The sequence below is a fragment of the Xylanimonas protaetiae genome (assembly GCF_004135385.1).
GTDB lineage: Bacteria > Actinomycetota > Actinomycetes > Actinomycetales > Cellulomonadaceae > Xylanimonas > Xylanimonas protaetiae.
This window is the reverse complement of the sequence record NZ_CP035493.1, coordinates 1,123,737-1,140,493: the sequence shown is the minus strand read 5'-3', so window position 1 is coordinate 1,140,493 and position 16,757 is coordinate 1,123,737. Positions and strand designations below refer to the sequence as shown.

At 71.8% G+C, this 16,757-nt stretch carries 14 protein-coding genes and 1 pseudogene; 7 read left to right on the top strand and 8 right to left on the bottom strand.

Annotation, left to right across the window (positions count from 1 at the left end):
• Nucleotides 1-220 precede the first annotated feature (220 nt).
• The 7 genes and pseudogenes from ET471_RS05135 to ET471_RS05110 all read right to left on the bottom strand — a co-directional run bounded on the left by ET471_RS05135 (nt 221) and on the right by ET471_RS05110 (nt 5,921).
• Nucleotides 221-961, bottom strand: a complete 741-nt coding sequence (locus ET471_RS05135; protein ID WP_165350407.1) for a glycosyltransferase — start codon at nt 959-961, stop codon at nt 221-223.
• Nucleotides 958-1,353 carry a hypothetical protein gene (locus tag ET471_RS17905; protein ID WP_165350406.1) on the bottom strand — a complete coding sequence of 132 codons (396 nt, stop codon included), beginning with the start codon at nt 1,351-1,353 and terminating at the stop codon, nt 958-960. The genes ET471_RS05135 and ET471_RS17905 overlap by 4 nt, the downstream gene beginning before the upstream one ends.
• A pseudogene (locus ET471_RS19085) lies at nt 1,350-1,499 on the bottom strand (sugar O-acetyltransferase); the annotation flags it as partial. The gene ET471_RS17905 and the pseudogene ET471_RS19085, both read right to left, overlap by 4 nt.
• A 404-nt stretch (nt 1,500-1,903) precedes the next feature.
• Nucleotides 1,904-2,734 (bottom strand): polysaccharide pyruvyl transferase family protein, encoded by an 831-nt coding sequence (locus ET471_RS05125; protein WP_165350405.1) that lies wholly within the window; start codon nt 2,732-2,734, stop codon nt 1,904-1,906.
• Nucleotides 2,735-2,778: 44 nt separating this feature from the next.
• On the bottom strand, nt 2,779-4,113 hold the full coding sequence (locus ET471_RS05120; protein WP_129186897.1) for an MFS transporter: 1,335 nt from the start codon (nt 4,111-4,113) through the stop codon (nt 2,779-2,781).
• 78 nt (nt 4,114-4,191) lie between these two features.
• The gene (locus ET471_RS05115) at nt 4,192-5,286 is read right to left on the bottom strand and encodes an inositol-3-phosphate synthase (RefSeq protein WP_129186896.1); all 1,095 of its coding nucleotides are present in this window, start codon (nt 5,284-5,286) and stop codon (nt 4,192-4,194) included.
• Nucleotides 5,283-5,921 (bottom strand): PadR family transcriptional regulator, encoded by a 639-nt coding sequence (locus tag ET471_RS05110; protein WP_129186895.1) that lies wholly within the window; start codon nt 5,919-5,921, stop codon nt 5,283-5,285. Before ET471_RS05110 ends, ET471_RS05115 begins: the two co-directional genes overlap by 4 nt.
• A gap of 304 nt (nt 5,922-6,225) precedes the next feature.
• Between ET471_RS05110 and ET471_RS05105 the strand changes: the two genes are divergently transcribed.
• The 6 genes from ET471_RS05105 (at nt 6,226) to rplI (ending at nt 13,143) form a co-directional block, all read left to right on the top strand.
• Entirely contained in the window at nt 6,226-8,625 is a 2,400-nt protein-coding gene (locus ET471_RS05105; RefSeq protein WP_129186894.1) for a penicillin-binding protein, read from the top strand.
• 207 nt (nt 8,626-8,832) lie between these two features.
• On the top strand, nt 8,833-11,208 hold the full coding sequence (locus ET471_RS05100) for a penicillin-binding protein (protein WP_129186893.1): 2,376 nt from the start codon (nt 8,833-8,835) through the stop codon (nt 11,206-11,208).
• Between the two features lie 201 nt (nt 11,209-11,409).
• Entirely contained in the window at nt 11,410-11,706 is a 297-nt protein-coding gene (gene rpsF, locus ET471_RS05095; RefSeq protein WP_129186892.1) for a 30S ribosomal protein S6, read from the top strand.
• 102 nt (nt 11,707-11,808) lie between these two features.
• Nucleotides 11,809-12,381: a single-stranded DNA-binding protein gene (locus ET471_RS05090; protein WP_129186891.1), complete on the top strand. Its 573-nt coding sequence runs from the start codon at nt 11,809-11,811 to the stop codon at nt 12,379-12,381.
• Nucleotides 12,382-12,429: 48 nt separating this feature from the next.
• The gene (rpsR, locus tag ET471_RS05085) at nt 12,430-12,666 is read left to right on the top strand and encodes a 30S ribosomal protein S18 (protein ID WP_129186890.1); all 237 of its coding nucleotides are present in this window, start codon (nt 12,430-12,432) and stop codon (nt 12,664-12,666) included.
• A 21-nt stretch (nt 12,667-12,687) separates the two neighbouring features.
• Nucleotides 12,688-13,143, top strand: coding sequence for a 50S ribosomal protein L9 (gene rplI / locus ET471_RS05080; protein ID WP_129186889.1), 456 nt, complete (start codon nt 12,688-12,690; stop codon nt 13,141-13,143).
• Nucleotides 13,144-13,296: 153 nt separating this feature from the next.
• Here rplI and ET471_RS05075 read toward each other — a convergent pair whose 3' ends face one another.
• Entirely contained in the window at nt 13,297-14,652 is a 1,356-nt protein-coding gene (locus ET471_RS05075; protein ID WP_242496429.1) for an MATE family efflux transporter, read from the bottom strand.
• Nucleotides 14,653-14,932: 280 nt separating this feature from the next.
• On the opposite strand from ET471_RS05075, the gene dnaB reads away from it, so the two are divergent.
• Nucleotides 14,933-16,717 carry a replicative DNA helicase gene (gene dnaB / locus ET471_RS05070; protein ID WP_129186887.1) on the top strand — a complete coding sequence of 595 codons (1,785 nt, stop codon included), beginning with the start codon at nt 14,933-14,935 and terminating at the stop codon, nt 16,715-16,717.
• Nucleotides 16,718-16,757: the final 40 nt, after the last annotated feature.

Genomic DNA, 16,757 nt, shown 5'->3' with positions numbered 1-16,757 from the left:
ACAGGCGTCTTCCGCGGCCACGAAGGCGCGGCGGACGTGTGGTCGACGTCGACGTTTGCGTGGTGCGCTCCGGGCCGTTCACGGACTCCGCACGATCCGGCCCGTTGTCCATCACACACGGGGCTGCCCGGGTGCGCAAGGGGTTCCGGCGCACCAACCTGACGGCCAAACCAGTGTTCATCACGCCGAAACGGGAGCAACGACCCGGCTCCCAGGGAGGTCAGGACCGCAGGAGGAGGTCCATGACGGTCCGGTGGCGGACCTCCCAGGAGCTCGCCGCGACGAAGGCCGTGCGGTCGTCCTCCGCCAGCGGTCCGGCGGCCAGCGTGGCCGGGGCGGCGTCGGCGAAGCCGGCGACGTCGTCGAGCAGCGTGACGCGCGGGTGGATGCCGCGCACGGGCGGCAGGTCCGTGGCCAGCACGGGGAGCCCGGCGGCGAGGTACTCGTAGACCTTGAGCGGGCTCATGGCCTCGGTGAGCCGGGTGCGCCGGTGCGCCAGCAGGGCGAGGTCGCACGCGCGCAGCGCGGCGACGAGCTCCGCACGCCCGACGCCGCCGTGCACGTGGACGCCGGGCAGAGCGCCCAGGGGGGCGACGTAGGCGGGGTCGGGCAGCGGCCCGAGCAGCACGATGCTCAGCCCGGGGCACGCACCCGCGAGCGCGGCGATCCCGGCGACGTCGAGCCGCTCGTCGAGCGTGCCGACGTAGATCGCGCGGGGCCGGGGGACGGCGTCGAGCCAGGCGGGCGCGGGCGGCGGCGGGCCGAGCCACTCGGCGGGCTCGACGCCGTTGGGCACCACGGCGGCGGGGCCGCGCGGGGCGATGCGGTCGAGCAGCTCGGCGCTCACGGCGGCGACGGCGACGCCCGCCTCGGAGATCCGTCGGTACGCGGCGCGGTAGGCGTCCCAGTACGCGCGCCGGGCGGCGGAGGAGAGCCAGTCGTCGCGCGCGAAGTACGTCACGGGGCCCGCCCACCGCAGGGGGCGAAGCCCGCGACGAGGGGGTTGGTGGTCAGGACGGCAGGCCGTTCGTGGTCGCGCGCGGCGCGCCGCACGGACCGGTCGTAGGCGACGTACTGCTCCGCGAGGGCGGCGACGTCGACGGGGTCCGCGCGCCGGAGCCGCGCGGGCCGGTGGAGGCGGGCGTGCGCGGTGGCGGGGAAGGGGACGTCGCGGCGCAGCAGCCGCCGCGCGGCGAGCGTGGGCGCGGACCGCCACGGGTTGGCGACGAGCAGCCGGCGCACCCGGTCGCTGCGCAGCAGCGTCGCGAGCAGCCGGTCGGGGGGCCGCATCATGCCGCGCCGGGCGGCGTCGTCGTACGTCTCGTAGGAGAACGTGAAGACGACGTCGCTCACGACGCGAGCTCCCGCACCACGCGGGCGGGCGTGCCGACGGCGACGGTCCGCGCGGGCACGTCGGAGCGCACGACGCTGTTGGCCCCGATGACGGCGCCCGCGCCGATGGTCACGCCGGGCAGCACGACGACGTTCTGACCGAGCCACGCCCCGCGGCAGATCCGCACGGGTGCGACGCGCGTGAGCGGCTGGTCGCGCACGAACGCGTGCGGGTCGTCGAACCCGTGCGCGTGGTCCGCGACGTAGACGCCCCGGGCGAGCGCGACGCCGTCCTCGATCACGACGCTCTCGACGGCGCTGATCGACGTCTGGTTCATGCGGACCCGGTCCCCGAGGGTGAGCGCGACGTCGTCGCCGGGGGCGGGGACGATGAGCCACGACCCCGCCCCGATGAGCACGCGCGACCCCACCGCGATGCGGTGCGCGTTGCCCCAGCGGAAGGGCAGCAGGATGCGGGACCCGGCGCCGAACTGCGCGAACCCGCGTGCGGCGACGACGCTGAACGCCGCGTCGCGGCCGCGCTGGAGCGCCTGGAGCACGTCGAGGCCGTTCACGGGCCCCCCGGGACGGTCGAGGGGACGCGCCACAGGTCGGCGGGGAACGCCGCGAGCAGCGGCTCGGGGTCCCAGCGCGGCGGCGGGGCGCCGCCGCGCCGCACGGCCTCCTCGACGGTCGCGGCGGCGTCGGCCCCGTCGCGACCGGTGCCGCGGTAGTAGTCGTCGTACTTGAGGGGGTGCTCGTGCCCGGCGACGACGGCGCGCGCGGGGATGCCGAGTGACTCGGCGACGACGAGGCCGTGCAGCGACGACCCGACGACGAGCCGGCTGCGCGCGACCCGCTCCAGCACGGCGTCGAGGGGCGCGGTCGGCGCGACGACGGCGGGATGGTCGGCCAGCGCGGCCAGGTCGTGGACGTTCGGCACGACCGTGAGGTCGTGCACGGGCGTGGCGGCCCAGGCGCGCAGGCGCGGGTCGACCAGGGGCAGCAGCAGCGCGGGGTCGCCGTAGACGGCCGGGGCGTCGATCCCCAGGCCGGCGAGCACGTCGCGCGTGCGCGGTCCGCGCACGGCGCGGACGTCGAGGCGCCGGGCCCGCAGCGCGGCGAGCGGGATCTTGCCGTTGACGCCGCTGCCCCAGACGACGTCGCCGTCGCGCGCCAGGTGCAGGATCGACCCGACGGCGAGCAGCCGCCGGCCCGGCCCGGTCCCGCCGTCGGCGGGCAGCCCCCGGGAGCGCCGCAGCAGCTCGACGACGAGCGGTCCCAGCAGGTCGCCGAAGTTGTCCACAGGCGTGGTGGGGTGCCTCCCGAGCAGGCGCTCGGCGAGCGTGCGCCGCCGTCGTCGTCGGGGGTTCCAGTGCACGACCTCGACCTGGGGGGCCATGAGATCTCCCGATGCAGGGCACCGCCCCGTCCCGGCGGCGCTTGTCATGGGAGCGTAGGCGAGATCTCCGGATCGCGGGAGGTGACGGGGCGGGTGACCTCGGTGGGCGTTCGCGCGCCCTGCGTCCACAGGACGACGGCCACGAGGACGTAGGCCACGGCGAGCGTGACGAAGAGCGGCCGCGACCACCCGGAGTCGGGCACGAAGAGCGCGGCCAGCACGGCTGCCCCGACGAACGCGGCGTTGAACATGACGTCGTACAGCGCGAACGCCCGCCCGCGGACGTCGTCGACCGTGTCGCGCTGCACGATGGTGTCGACGGCGATCTTGGCCGCCTGCGCGGCCATCCCCAGCAGCGCGGCCCCTGTGAGCACGACGCCGCGCGCCGGCGTCGTCGTCATGAGGAGCTGCGACGCCGCGGCGAGCAGCAGCATGAGCGCGATCCACACCTGCGGCCCGGTGTACCGGGACAGCACGGGCGTCACGACGACGGCGCCCGCCCCGCCGACGGCGGTCAGCCCGAGGATCACGGCGAAGTTCGCCAGGCCGCCGGCGGCGTCGCCGGGGGAGGAGAGCAGGTTGCGCGCGATGAGGATCGACGCGATGAACACGACGCCGTACAGGAACCGGTGCGCCGCCATGACGGCGAGGGCCTGCATGGGCGTGCGGCGCGCGGCGAGGTAGCGGGCCCCGGCGGCGAGGTCGCGCACGACGACGGCGAGGTCGTCGCGCAAGGGCACCGACCGCGGGTGCTCGGGGCCCAGCTGGTCGCGGCGCAGGCGCCCCGCGGCCAGCGCCCCGCACGTCATGACGGCGGCCGCGCACACGAGCGCCGTCGCGTCGGCCCCGCGCCCGGGCGGCAGGAGCCACGCGACGACGAACCCGATGCCGCCGCCCAGGAACGCCGCCCCGGACCCGAGCGTGGGCGTGATCGAGTTGGCCGTCAGCAGCAGCGGCCCGCCGACGACGTTGGGCAGGCCCGCGGACAGCCCGGCGAGCAGGAACCGGTTGACCGAGAGTGCGGCGAGGCCGAGCACCAGGACGCCCCAGTGGTCGGGGGACAGGCCGAGCATCACCCCGGCCATCGCGAGCGTGACCGCCGCCCGGGCGAGGTTGCCGAGCAGCAGCACCTGGCGCCGGCGCCATCGGTCCAGGAACACGCCCGCGAACGGCCCGACGATCGTGAACGGCGCGAGCATGAGCGCGTACCGCCCGGCGACCGACGCGGCCGACCCGGCGGCGTCGGGCGAGAAGAACCACGCCGACGCGAGGCCCACCTGGAACATCCCGTCCGCGACCTGCGAGACGAGCCGCACGGTCAGGAGCCTGCGGTACCCGCTCAGCCGGAGGAGCTCGCGCAGCTCCTGGATCACACCCACAGGGAGAACCTCTCAGAAAAACGACCGGCGGCCGAGCCAAGGCTCGGCCGCCGGTCGTGATGGCGCATCAGCGCGGGATCAGCGCTCGATGTCACCCTTGATGAAGGCCTCGAGCTGCGCGCGGCCCTCGGTGTCCTCCATCTGGACGGGCGGCGACTTCATGAAGTACGTCGACGCCGACAGGATCGGGCCGCCGATGCCGCGGTCCTTGGCGATCTTCGCGGCGCGGACGGCGTCGATGATGATGCCGGCCGAGTTGGGGGAATCCCACACCTCGAGCTTGTACTCCAGGTTCAGGGGCACCTCGCCGAACGCGCGGCCCTCGAGGCGCACGTACGCCCACTTGCGGTCGTCGAGCCAGGCGACGTAGTCCGACGGGCCGATGTGGACGTTGCGGTCGTCCTTCTTGCCGGCCAGCGGGCCGTCGTGGAGGTTCGACGTGACGGCCTGCGTCTTCGAGACCTTCTTGGACTCGAGGCGGTCGCGCTGCAGCATGTTCTTGAAGTCCATGTTGCCGCCGACGTTCAGCTGGTACGTGCGGTCGAGGATGACGCCGCGGTCCTCGAAGAGGCGGGCCAGCACGCGGTGCGTGATCGTGGCGCCGACCTGCGACTTGATGTCGTCGCCGACGATCGGGACGCCGGCGGCCTCGAACTTCGCGGCCCACTCGGGGTCGGACGCGATGAAGACGGGCAGGGCGTTGACGAAGGCGACGCCCGCGTCGATCGCGCACTGGGCGTAGAACTTGTCGGCGATCTCCGAGCCCACGGGCAGGTACGAGACCAGCACGTCGACACGCGCGTCCTTGAGGGCCTGGACGACGTCGACCGGCTCGGCGTCCGACTCCTCGATGGTGGCCGAGTAGTACTGGCCGAGGCCGTCGTTCGTCGGGCCGCGCTGGACGGTCACGCCCAGCGGCGGGACGTCGGCGATCTTGATGGTGTTGTTCTCCGAGGCGTAGATGGCCTCGGCGAGGTCGAAGCCGACCTTCTTCGCGTCGACGTCGAACGCCGCCACGAACTCGAGGTCCGACACGTGGTAGTCGCCGAACTGCACGTGCATGAGGCCCGGGACCTTGCCGGCCGGGTCGGCGTCGCGGTAGTAGTGCACGCCCTGGACCAGGGACGATGCGCAGTTTCCGACACCGACGATGGCGACGCGGATGGAGGTCATCCTCGCTCCTTCTGATTCTCTCGGGGGTCGCGCAGCACGCGGCCCCTTTCTTGGGTGATGAGGCCGTCCAGCCAGCGCACCTCGCGCTCGACCTGCTCGAGCCCGTGTCGTTGCAGCTCGAGCGTGTACTCGTCGAGCCGCTCACGGGTGCGAGCCGCGGACTCCTTGACCGCCTCCAGCTTCTCGGTGAGCCGGGTGCGCCGGCCCTCCAGGATGCGCAGGCGGGTGTCGGCGTCGGTCTGCGCGAAGAGCGCGAAGCGGACGTCGAAGTTCTCGTCCTCCCAGGCGGCGGGGCCGCTGGAGGACAGCACGGTCTGGAGGTGTTCCTTGCCCTCGGCCGTGAGCTCGTAGACGATGCGGCCGCGGCGGCCGGCCAGCGGCGGCACGGCCTCCCGCCCGGCGGAGCGGCGGGCAGCCGAGGTGCGCGGTGCGGCGGCGGCCGGGGACGGCTCCGTCGTCGCGATGAGGCCGCGCTCCTGCAGGGAGCGCAGCGCGGGGTAGAGCGTGCCGTAGCTGAAGGCCCGGAAGGGGCCGAGGAGCAGCGCGAGGCGCTTGCGCAGCTCGTAGCCGTGCAGCGGCGAGGAGCTGAGGAGGCCGAGGACGGCGGTCTCGAGCACTGTCGAGCGACTGCGCACAAGGCCTCCTCGGTCGTCCTGGCAACGGGGTGGAGCCGACGTGTGGTGAGATGCGACCTGTCGCGCCGGACTATCGTGCAGTGGTATCGACGCGCGGTATCGGATCAGACCTATCGACTCGATACATCGTAGGAAACGGCACCGTACGCCTCCGAGGTCGCTGGCGCAATGTCCGGTACGGCCTGTCGTTTGTGAAGGTTCGGCGGAGCGCCTCGGGTCCGTGCGGGGAGACGCCGCGAGGAAGGGTCGCAGCGGGCGCCCGATGACTCAGTTCGCGACAGGCGATCCCCTAGGGTTCTGAGGCGTGGCCACCTCAGGAAGCGCACGCCGTCCGGCGACGAGACCGACGAAGGGTCTTCGTCGGTTCTTCAACTACCCCCGCCGCGGCAAGGGGCCGATCCACCGCTGGATCCCGTCCTGGCGCATCGTCGTCGGGACGGTCCTGGGCTTCTTCGCGCTCGGCGCGGGCGCGGCCTTCGCCGCGTACGCGGCCACCGACGTCCCCGACAACCTGGGCAACATCAAGGACCAGATCACCACGATCTACTACGCCGACGGCGTCACCCCGATCACGACGATCCAGAACGAGAAGCGCATCCTCGTCACGTACGCGGACCTGCCCGACTACGTCGGCAACGCCGTCGTCGCCTCGGAGGACGCGACGTTCTGGACCAACGCCGGCGTCGACCCCCGCGGCCTGCTGCGCGCCCTGTGGACCAACCTCACGACCGGCGCGCGGCAGGGCGGCTCGACCCTGACGCAGCAGTACGTGGAGCGCACCAAGCTCGACTCGACGACGAGCTACACGGGCAAGATCCGCGAGATGATCATCGCGCTCAAGGTCACGCGCACCACCCCGAAGGAAGAGATCCTCGAGGACTACCTCAACACGATCTACTGGGGCCGGAACGTCAACGGCATCGGCGCCGCCGCGCAGGCCTACTTCGGCGTCGACGCCAAGGACCTGACGCCCTCGCAGGCGGCGCTGCTCGCGGGCATCATCCCCTCGCCCAACAACTGGGACCCGGACAAGAACCTCACGCAGGCCGAGCGGCGCTGGACGCGCTCCATCAACCGCATGCACGACCAGGGGTACATCACCGACGCCCAGCGCGCGGAGGCGGCGTTCCCCGCGTTCAACCCCAGGGCGGAGAAGACCGACGCCCTGGGCGGCCAGAAGGGCTACATCCGGGACCTCGTCGTGTCCGAGATCGGCAAGATGGACCAGTTCAAGGACGACCGCCTGCAGACGCGCGGCCTGAGCATCTACACGACGATCGACCAGAACCTGCAGAACAAGGCCGTCGAGATCGCCCAGACCGCGTTCACGGGGGACCACCCGGCCGACCCGAACCGGCTCTCCGTCAGCCTCGTGTCGATGGACCCGACCAACGGCGAGCTGCGCACCGTGTACGGCGGCGCCGACTATCTCGGGACCCTGCCGAACAGCAAGTTCAACTTCGCCACGCAGGGCACCTCGCAGGGCGGCTCGACGTTCAAGCCCATGACGCTGCTCGCGGCGCTCGAGGACGGCCACAAGCTCAACGAGACGTTCAACGGCAACAACAGGATCCCGACTCCCGGCTGGGACGACCGCGGCACCGGGCTGGGCCCGCGCAACTTCGGCGGCATCAACTACGGCACCATCGACCTCGTCAAGGCCACCGCCAACTCCGTCAACTCGGTCTACGCGGCGCTCAACATCGAGATCGGACCGCAGCGCACGGTCGACACGGCCCACAAGCTCGGCATCCCCGACTCCGTGGACATCCCCGACGTCCCCTCGAACGTGCTCGGGTCGGCGAGCGTGAGCGCGCGCGACCTCGCGACGGCCTACTCGACGCTCGCGGGCGGCGGGTACCGCGTGACCCCGCACGTCGTGCGCGAGGTCAAGGGCCTGGACGGCTCGCTCATCTACACCGGCCCCACCGACCGCACGCGCGAGTTCGCGCCCGAGAACATCGCGGGCGTCACCTACGCGATGACGCGCGTCATCAAGGAGGGCTCGGGCAAGACGGAGATCAAGCTCGACCGCCCGGTCGCCGGCAAGACGGGTACCTCGAACGACAACTACTCTGCCTGGTTCGCGGGCTTCGTGCCGCAGCTCGTCACCGTCGTCGGCCTCCACCAGGAGGACCCGGCCACGCACAAGGTCGAGCCGATCACCGGGTTCGGCGACAAGAGCTGGATCAAGAACGGGATCACCGGCAGCACCTTCCCGGCGCGCGCCTGGAACGAGTTCATGGAAGTGGCGCTCCAGGGCGTCGACGTCCAGGAGTTCCCGCCGTACACGCCGCCGCGTCCGTCGCCCTCCCCGTCGCAGACGCCGTCGGAGACGCCCACCACGGAGGCGCCCGTGGAGCAGCCGCCGGCCGACCCGCTGGCCGGCTTCGTGGACGTGCCGGGCGACCTCGTCGGACGCCAGGTCAGCGAGGTGCAGCACCAGCTCGAGAGCCTCGGCCTGCGCGTGATCCCGAACGCCGTCGCGAACGACAAGCCGAAGGGCACCGTGCTCGACGTGCAGCCGCAAGGGCAGAAGGTGCCGCCGGGGTCGTCGATCACGGTCACGGTGTCCACGGGGAAGAGCGACAACGGCACCAGCGGTGGGAACACGCCGCCGCCGACGTCGACGCCCACGCCCACGCCAGACCCGTCGGCGTCGTCCGTCATCGACCCGCTGACGCCGCCGGGCCAAGGCCACTGACCCTCCCCGAGGCCGACGGCGGCGTGAAGGCCCGGTGAAGCCCGCCGGGTCTTCCGGGGAAGGCCGCCACGGACGCGTGTGAACCGCGCCGCCGCAGGTCGGTGGCGGCGCCGGGTCTCCTAGCGTGCTGGGTCGAGGCGGAGCCCTGCCATCCGGGGCCCGCCGACCGGGGCCCCTCCCGGTCGCCGACCCGGGAGGAAATCAGCCGTGGCCACCTCAGGCAGCCGCCAGACGCCCCGTCGCCGTGGGCTGTGGGACTACCCGCGCCGCGGCAAGGGCCCGATCCGCCGCTGGCTCCCGTCGTGGCGCGTCGTCCTCGGCACGTTCGTGGGCGTGCTCGCGCTCGGCACGGGCACGCTCGTCGCGGCGTGGGTGACGACGACGGTCCCGGAGAACCTCGGCAACATCACGAACCAGACGACGACGATCTTCTTCTCCGACGGCGAGACGGAGATCGGCCGGCTGGGCGCCCGCCGCCAGCTGGTCAGCCTCGAGGACCTGCCGAGCCACGTCGGCGACGCCGTCGTCGCCTCCGAGGACGCGACCTTCTGGACCAACCCGGGCGTCGACCCGCGCGGGTTCGCCCGCGCCCTGTGGAACAACGTGCGGGGCAACTCGACGCAGGGCGGCTCGACGCTGACGATGCAGTACATCGAGCGGACCAGGACCGACTCGGTCTCCGACCTCGTGGGCAAGTTCCGTGAGGCGATCATGGCCCTCCAGATCACGCGCACCACGCCCAAGGAGGACATCCTCGAGGGCTACCTCAACACCATCTACTGGGGCCGTGGCGTGTTCGGCGTCGAGGCGGCGGCGCAGGCGTACTTCGGCACGCCGGCCGCCGAGCTGACGCTGTCCGAGGCGGCGCTCCTCGCGGGCATCATCCCGTCGCCCAACAACTGGGACCCGGGCGTCAACGAGGACCGCGCCCGCACGCGCTGGCACCGCAACATCAACCGCATGTACACGCAGGGGCTCATCACCGCGGAGGAGCGCGCCGAGGCGGAGTTCCCGGAGTTCCTGCCGCGCCCGACGGCCACCAACACGCTCGGCGGGCAGGCGGGCTTCCTGGTCAACGAGGTGATCCGTGAGCTCTCGGACACCGACCAGTTCCGCGACCGCCCCGAGCTGCTGCGCACGCGCGGGCTGCACATCGTCACGACGATCGACCCGGTGCTCCAGGACGCGGCCGTCGCCGTCGCGCAGTCCGCGTTCGAGGGGAACAACCCCGCCGACCCCGACGCGCTGTCCGTGAGCCTGGCGTCGATGGACCCCGCCACGGGCGAGATCCGCGCCCTGTTCGGCGGTCTCGACTACCTCCAGCGGCAGTTCAACACCGCGACGCAGGGCAGCGCCCAGGCCGGCTCGACGTTCAAGCCGTTCACGCTCGTGGCCGCGCTGGAGGACGGGCACTCGCTCGGGGACCGGTTCGACGGCCGCAGCCAGAAGGTCATCCCCGGCTGGGACCCCGCGAACGGCAACGTGGGCCCGCGGAACTTCGGCGGCACGAACTTCGGCAACATCGACCTGGTCGACGCCATGGCCGACTCCGTCAACACCGTCTACGCGCAGCTCAACGTCGAGATCGGGCCGCAGCGCACCGTCGACGTCGCCCGCCGCCTCGGCATCCCCGAGTCCGTCTCCATCCCCGCGGTGCCGTCGAACGTGCTCGGCCCCTCGAACGTGAGCGTCGTCGACCTGGCGACCGCCTACGCGACCATCGCGAACGGCGGCGGCCGCGTGACGCCGCACATCGTGCGCGAGGTGCGCGGCCTGGACGGGTCGCTCGTCTACACCGGCCCGACGGAGCGTGTCCGCGAGTTCGACCCGCAGGTCATGGCGGCCACCACGCACGCGCTCGCGCAGGCCGTCGAGAACGGCTCGGGCCGGACGGCACGCGAGCTGCGCGGGCCGAACGGCGAGCGACGCCCGGCCGCCGGCAAGACCGGCACGAGCAACGGCAACGTCTCGTCCTGGTTCGCCGGGTTCGTGCCGCAGCTCGTCACCGTCGTCGGGCTCCAGCAGGAGCGCGACGGGCGGCTGGAGGCGATCACGCCCTTCGGGCAGTGGGCCAACAACCGCACGGGCATGACGGGCAGCACGTTCCCGACGCGGGCGTGGACGGACTTCATGCACGTCGCGACCGAGGGCATGCCGGTCCAGCAGCTCCCCACCTACACGCCGACGCGCACCGCGCCGCCGGAGGAGCCCGTCGAGGACCTCGAGCTCGAGGACGGCGACGAGGAGCAGGCCGACCCCATGGAGGGCTGGGTCACGGTCCCCGAAGGCCTGGTGGGCCAGTCGACGAGCCAGGTGCTGCCCGTCCTGAGCGGCCTCGGGCTGCACGCCCGGATCGAGACGGTGGAGTCGAGCCAGCCGCAGGGGACCGTGCTCGGGGTCACCCCGGGCGGCGTCCTCGTGCCGCCGGGGTCGACGGTCACGGTCGTGGTCTCGGGCGGTCCGCCGACGCCGTCGCCGACGCCCACGCCGCCGCCGGGCGGCGACCCCGGCAACGGCGGCCCCGAGAACGGGCCCGACGACGACGACGGCGACCCCGGGAGCAGCCACGACGACGAGGTGTGACGCCGTGGCGTGACGGTGGGCGTGACGCCAGGGTGTGACGCCCGCGGCCCCGGGGCGGACGTCCGCGCCCCGGGAGTCGGGTATCCTGGACGACTGTCTGTGCTCTGCCGCACCCCGCTCGGGGCCGAGGCGGGCACAGCGACGCACGAAACCCCTTCTGTCACGGATGGACCGTGACCGCACAGACCAGAGGAGGTGGGTATGAGCATGCGTCAGTACGAACTGATGGTGATCCTGGACCCGGAGGTCGAGGAGCGCACCGTCGCCCCGTCGCTCGAGAAGTACCTGTCGGTCATCTCGACCGAGGGCGGCTCCGTCGACAAGGTGGACATCTGGGGTCGTCGCCGCATGGCGTTCGACATCAACAAGAAGTCCGAGGGCATCTACGCCGTCGTCGACTTCACCGCCACGTCCGACACCGCGAAGGAGCTGGACCGCCAGCTCGGCCTGAACGAGGCCGTGCTGCGTACCAAGATCCTCCGCACGGACGCTCGCTGAGACTGATCTAGAACCCCCAACGCGCCCGTCGGGTAGCCACGTGTCAGTGGTTCCTGATGGGATCGCCCCGATACCTGTCTCGGACGAACGAAGGAGCTTGCCATGGCCGGTGAGACGATCATCACCGTCGTCGGAAACCTGACGGCGGACCCGGAGCTGCGGTTCACCAACTCTGGTGCTGCGGTCGCGAGCTTCACCGTGGCCTCGACGCCGCGGACGTTCGACCGTCAGGCGAACGAGTGGAAGGACGGCGAGGCGCTGTTCATGCGGTGCTCGGTGTGGCGCGAGGCGGCGGAGAACGTCGCCGAGTCGCTCACCAAGGGCATGCGCGTGATCGTGCAGGGCCGCCTGACCCAGCGTTCGTACGAGACGCAGCAGGGCGAGAAGCGCACCGTCGTCGAGATGCAGGTGGACGAGGTCGGGCCGGCGCTGAGGTACGCCTCGGCCAAGGTGACCCGGACGCAGCGTTCCGGCGGTGGCGGCGGCTTCGGCGGCCAGCAGGGCGGCTTCGGTGGCGGCAACCAGGGTGGCTACGGCCAGCAGGGTGGCGGCTTCGGCGGCGGCCAGCAGGGCGGGGGCTTCCAGTCTTCCGGTGGCGGTCAGCAGAACGACCCGTGGGCCTCTGCAGGCCCCGCGTCGTCGGGCGGCTCGTTCAACGACGAGCCTCCCTTCTGATCGCCCCTTCTCCCCAGATCACACTTTTCCTCACGAAGGAGCAACACCATGGCGAAGCCTGTGGTGCGCAAGCCCAAGAAGAAGTCGAACCCGCTGAAGACGGCGAAGATCGAGTCCGTCGACTACAAGGACACGGCTCTGCTGCGCAAGTTCATCTCTGACCGCGGCAAGATCCGTGCCCGTCGCGTGACCGGCGTCTCCGTCCAGGAGCAGCGCCAGATCGCCCGTGCCGTCAAGAACGCCCGCGAGATGGCCCTGCTGCCGTACTCGTCGTCGGCCCGCTGAGTCAGGAAGGACTGGACAACCATGGCTGTTTCCAAGCTGATCCTGACGCACGAGGTCACCGGTCTCGGTGAGCCCGGCGACGTCGTCGAGGTCAAGTCGGGCTACGCCCGCAACTACCTCATCCCGCGCAACCTCGCGACCCCGTGGACCAAGGGCTACGAGTCGCAGGTCGCCGCCATCCGCAAGGCCCGCAAGGCCCGCGAGATCGCGACGCTCGACGAGGCCAAGGCGATCGCCGCCTCGCTCGGCGCGAACGCCGTCGTCGTCACGGCGAAGGCCGGCGACGCCGGTCGCCTGTTCGGTGCCGTCACCACGGCCGACATCGCTGCTGCGGTGACGGCTGCCGGCGCCCCGGCCGTCGACAAGCGCAAGATCGAGATCGCCCAGCCGATCAAGTCGACCGGTGAGTACACCGTGTCGGTGCGCCTCCACCCCGAGGTGTCGGCGAAGATCAACGTCAAGGTCGTCGCCGCCTGAGACCGGAGTGAAGCGAAGGGTGAGGGCCGAGGAACGAGGCACTCGCCCGTAGCGGAACGCCAGGTCTCAGGCAGCCTCAGGAACTGCCTGAGGCTGCCGTCCAAGCGTTCGAAGGGTCCTGGCTCCCGGTTCTCCGGGGGCCAGGACCCTTTGTCATGTGCCGGTGACCATCCAGCGCGTGCCGCGCGCCCGCAAGCCCGTGGTCAGGGCCCGGGCCGCCATGAACACGCCCGCGAAGGCGGCCCACAGCCACGCCAGCCCGGCGGCCCCCGCTGGCGCCCAGGCGCCGACGGCCAGCGCCGCCGGGACGTAGACGACGAGCGTCAGCATCCCGACGGCGGCCAGGTACCGCCCGTCGCCCGCGCCGATGAGGACGCCGTCGAGCACGAACACCCAGCCCGCCATGGGCATGAGCAGCCCGACGACGACGAGGCCAGCCGTCGCGGCGGCGCGGACGCCGTCGTCGGACGTGAAGAGCGGGGCGATCCACCAGCCCGCCGCGGCCAGGACGACGCCGATGGCGGCGCCGGCGGCGACGCCCCAGCGCAGGCACCGGCGCAGGACGGCGCGGACGCGCGGCAGGTCGCCCGCGCCGAGGCCCTGGCCGACGAGCGCCTGCGCGGCGATGGCGAGCGCGTCGAGCGCGAAGGCCGCGAGGCCCCACAGGCTGCCGACCACCTGGTAGCCGGCGAGCGTCACGTCGCCGAGGCGGGTCGCGACGGCGACCGTCAGGAGGATGGCGAGCCGCAGCGACAGGGTCCGCACGAGCAGCGGCAGGCCCGCGCGGGCGTTGGCCCAGACGCTGCCCGCGGCAGGCCGCAGGGAGGCGCCGCGGCGTCGGGCACCACGCACGACGACGGCCGCGAGCGTCGCACCCATGGCGAGCTGCGTGAGGGCCGTGCCGAGGCCCGACCCGGCGATGCCCATGCCGACGCCCCACACGAGCGTGATGTTGACGACGGCGTTGACGACCGCCCCGGTGGACGCGACGACGAGCGGGGTGCGCGTGTCGCGCAGGCCGCGCAGCACGCCCGTGGCGGCGAGCACCACCTCCATGCCCGGCAGGCCGATCGCGGAGTAGCGGATGTAGGTGACGGCGTGCTCGGCGAGCTCGCCCGTGCCACCCATCGCGGACACCGCCCAGGGCGCGGCGGCCCACACGAGCACCCCGAGGACGACGCCGACGCCGAGCGCGAGCCACATGCCGTCGACACCCGACTGGAGCGCCTCGCGCTCGCGCCCCGCGCCGACGAGCCGCGACACGGCCGCCGTGGTGGCGTAGGCGAGGAACACGCACAGCCCGACGACGGTCACCAGCAGGTTGGAGGCGAGCGAGAGGCCGCCGAGCTGGGCCGTGCCGAGGCGCCCGACGACGACGGAGTCGACGAGCACGAAGAGCGGCTCGGCGACGAGCGCCCCGAGCGCGGGCACCGCCAGCGCGAAGATCTCGCGGTCGATCCGACCGATCGCCGGTCGTCGCACGGCCGGCGTGCGACCCACCTCACTCAACTTCTTTTCCTCCACAGGCTGAGGGAAACGTCCCTGCAGGTCATCCACCATGCGCACGGTTGTACACAGGCGAAGTCCTCCGTTGTGCACACCGTTGTCCACGGACTGTGCACAGTCTGGGGGCTTCGTCCACACCCCGGTCCACACCCGCATCCACAGGGCTCGTTGCACAGGGGTCGCAGCGCGCCTAGCGTCGACGGGAATGTCGGTGGTCCACGGTAGAACGAGGGACACCGCAGGGTCGAAGCCGGCCCTCCATGTGGACGAGATCAGGGGCAGCATGTCGATCGAAGAGCTCGAGTCGTCGTACTCGGCCGCACCAGCGTTCGACCGCACCCCGCCGCAGGACATCAACGCCGAGATGTCCGTCCTGGGCGGCATGCTCATCTCGAAGGACGCCATCGCCGACGTCGTCGAGACCATCCGCGGCAACGACTTCTACCGCCCCGCGCACGAGACCATCTACGACGCCGTCCTCGACCTCTACGGCCGCGGCGAGCCCGCGGACGGCATCACCGTGGCCGACGAGCTGCGCCGCCGCGGCGAGCTCGAGCGCATCGGGGGAGCGGCCTACCTGGCCGACCTCGTGGCCGGCGTCCCGACCGCGGCCAACGCCGGCTACTACGCGCGCATCGTGCGCGAGCGGGCCGTGCTGCGCCGCCTCGTGGAGGCTGGCACGCGCATCGTCCAGCTCGGCTACGCGCGCGAGGGCGGCGAGGTCGACGACATCGTCAACACCGCCCAGGCCGAGATCTACGCTGTCACCGAGCGGCGCACCTCGGAGGACTACCTGCCGCTCGCCGAGATCATCGGCGGCACGATGGACGAGATCGAGGCGGCGGGGCACCGCAAGGAGGGGCTGACGGGCGTCCCGACGGGGTTCGCGGACCTCGACCGGCTGACCAACGGGCTGCACCCGGGGCAGATGATCATCATCGCGGCGCGACCGGCCATCGGGAAGGCGCTCGCGCTCGACACCCCTCTCCCCACGCCGGCCGGCTGGACCACGATGGGCGCCGTGAGCGTGGGCGACGAGCTGCTCGGTGCCGACGGACGGCCTACACGGGTCGTTGCCGCGACTGAGGTGATGGTCGACCGGCCCTGCTACGAGGTCGTGTTCGACGACGGCACGGTGATCGTCGCGGACGCCGAGCACCTGTGGGCGACGAGCCCCAGCGGCCGCTCCGACGACGTCGAGGTGCGCACGACGGCGGCCATCGCGGGGTCGCTGGTCCGAGGGGAAGCACACTCCGTGTCGACCGCCTCTGCGACGTGGAAGATCGTCGACGTCCGGCCAACCCCGTCGGTCCCCGTGCGCTGCGTCCAGGTCGACAACGCCGACCACCTGTACCTGGCGAGCCGATCGATGATCCCCACGCACAACTCGACCCTCGCGATCGACATGGCCCGGTCCGCGTCGATCCGGCACGGGCAGACGTCCGTCGTGTTCTCGCTCGAGATGGGCCGCAACGAGATCACCATGCGTCTTCTCGCCGCCGAGGCGCGCGTGCACCTGCAGAAGCTGCGCAACGGCAACATGGGCGACGACGACTGGCAGAAGCTCGCCAAGGTCATGGGCAAGGTGTCCGAGGCGCCGCTGTTCATCGACGACTCGCCCAACATGTCACTCACCGAGATCCGCGCCAAGGCGCGACGCCTCAAGCAGCGGCACGACCTCAAGCTGATCGTCATCGACTACCTGCAGCTCATGTCATCGGGCAAGCGTGTGGAGTCGCGTCAGCAGGAGGTCTCGGAGTTCTCGCGTGCGCTGAAGCTGCTCGCCAAGGAGCTTGAGGTTCCGGTGATTGCGTTGTCCCAGCTGAACCGTGGTCCGGAGCAACGCGGGGACAAGAAGCCGCAGATGTCGGACCTTCGCGAAAGTGGCTCTATAGAACAGGACGCCGACATGGTGATCCTTTTGCATCGCGAAGATGCATATGAAAAGGAGTCGCCTCGGGCTGGTGAGGCCGACCTTATCGTGGCGAAGCACCGTAATGGTCCGACGGACACGATCACGGTCGCCTTTCAGGGGCACTACTCGCGGTTTGTGGATATGCAGGCTTAACGCTTATGTGGACGTGCAACCTAGTTTGCAAAATGGTCCA

Excerpts from the sequence above, each read along its gene's own strand:
- ET471_RS05090 (WP_129186891.1), top strand. The coding sequence starts at position 11,809 with ATGGCCGGTGAGACGATCATCACCGTCGTCGGAAACCTGACGGCGGAC.
- rplI (WP_129186889.1), top strand. The coding sequence starts at position 12,688 with ATGGCTGTTTCCAAGCTGATCCTGACGCACGAGGTCACCGGTCTCGGT.
- ET471_RS05125 (WP_165350405.1), bottom strand. The coding sequence starts at position 2,734 with ATGGCCCCCCAGGTCGAGGTCGTGCACTGGAACCCCCGACGACGACGG.
- dnaB (WP_129186887.1), top strand. The coding sequence starts at position 14,933 with ATGTCGATCGAAGAGCTCGAGTCGTCGTACTCGGCCGCACCAGCGTTC.
- rpsR (WP_129186890.1), top strand. The coding sequence starts at position 12,430 with ATGGCGAAGCCTGTGGTGCGCAAGCCCAAGAAGAAGTCGAACCCGCTG.
- ET471_RS05115 (WP_129186896.1), bottom strand. The coding sequence starts at position 5,286 with ATGACCTCCATCCGCGTCGCCATCGTCGGTGTCGGAAACTGCGCATCG.
- rpsF (WP_129186892.1), top strand. The coding sequence starts at position 11,410 with ATGAGCATGCGTCAGTACGAACTGATGGTGATCCTGGACCCGGAGGTC.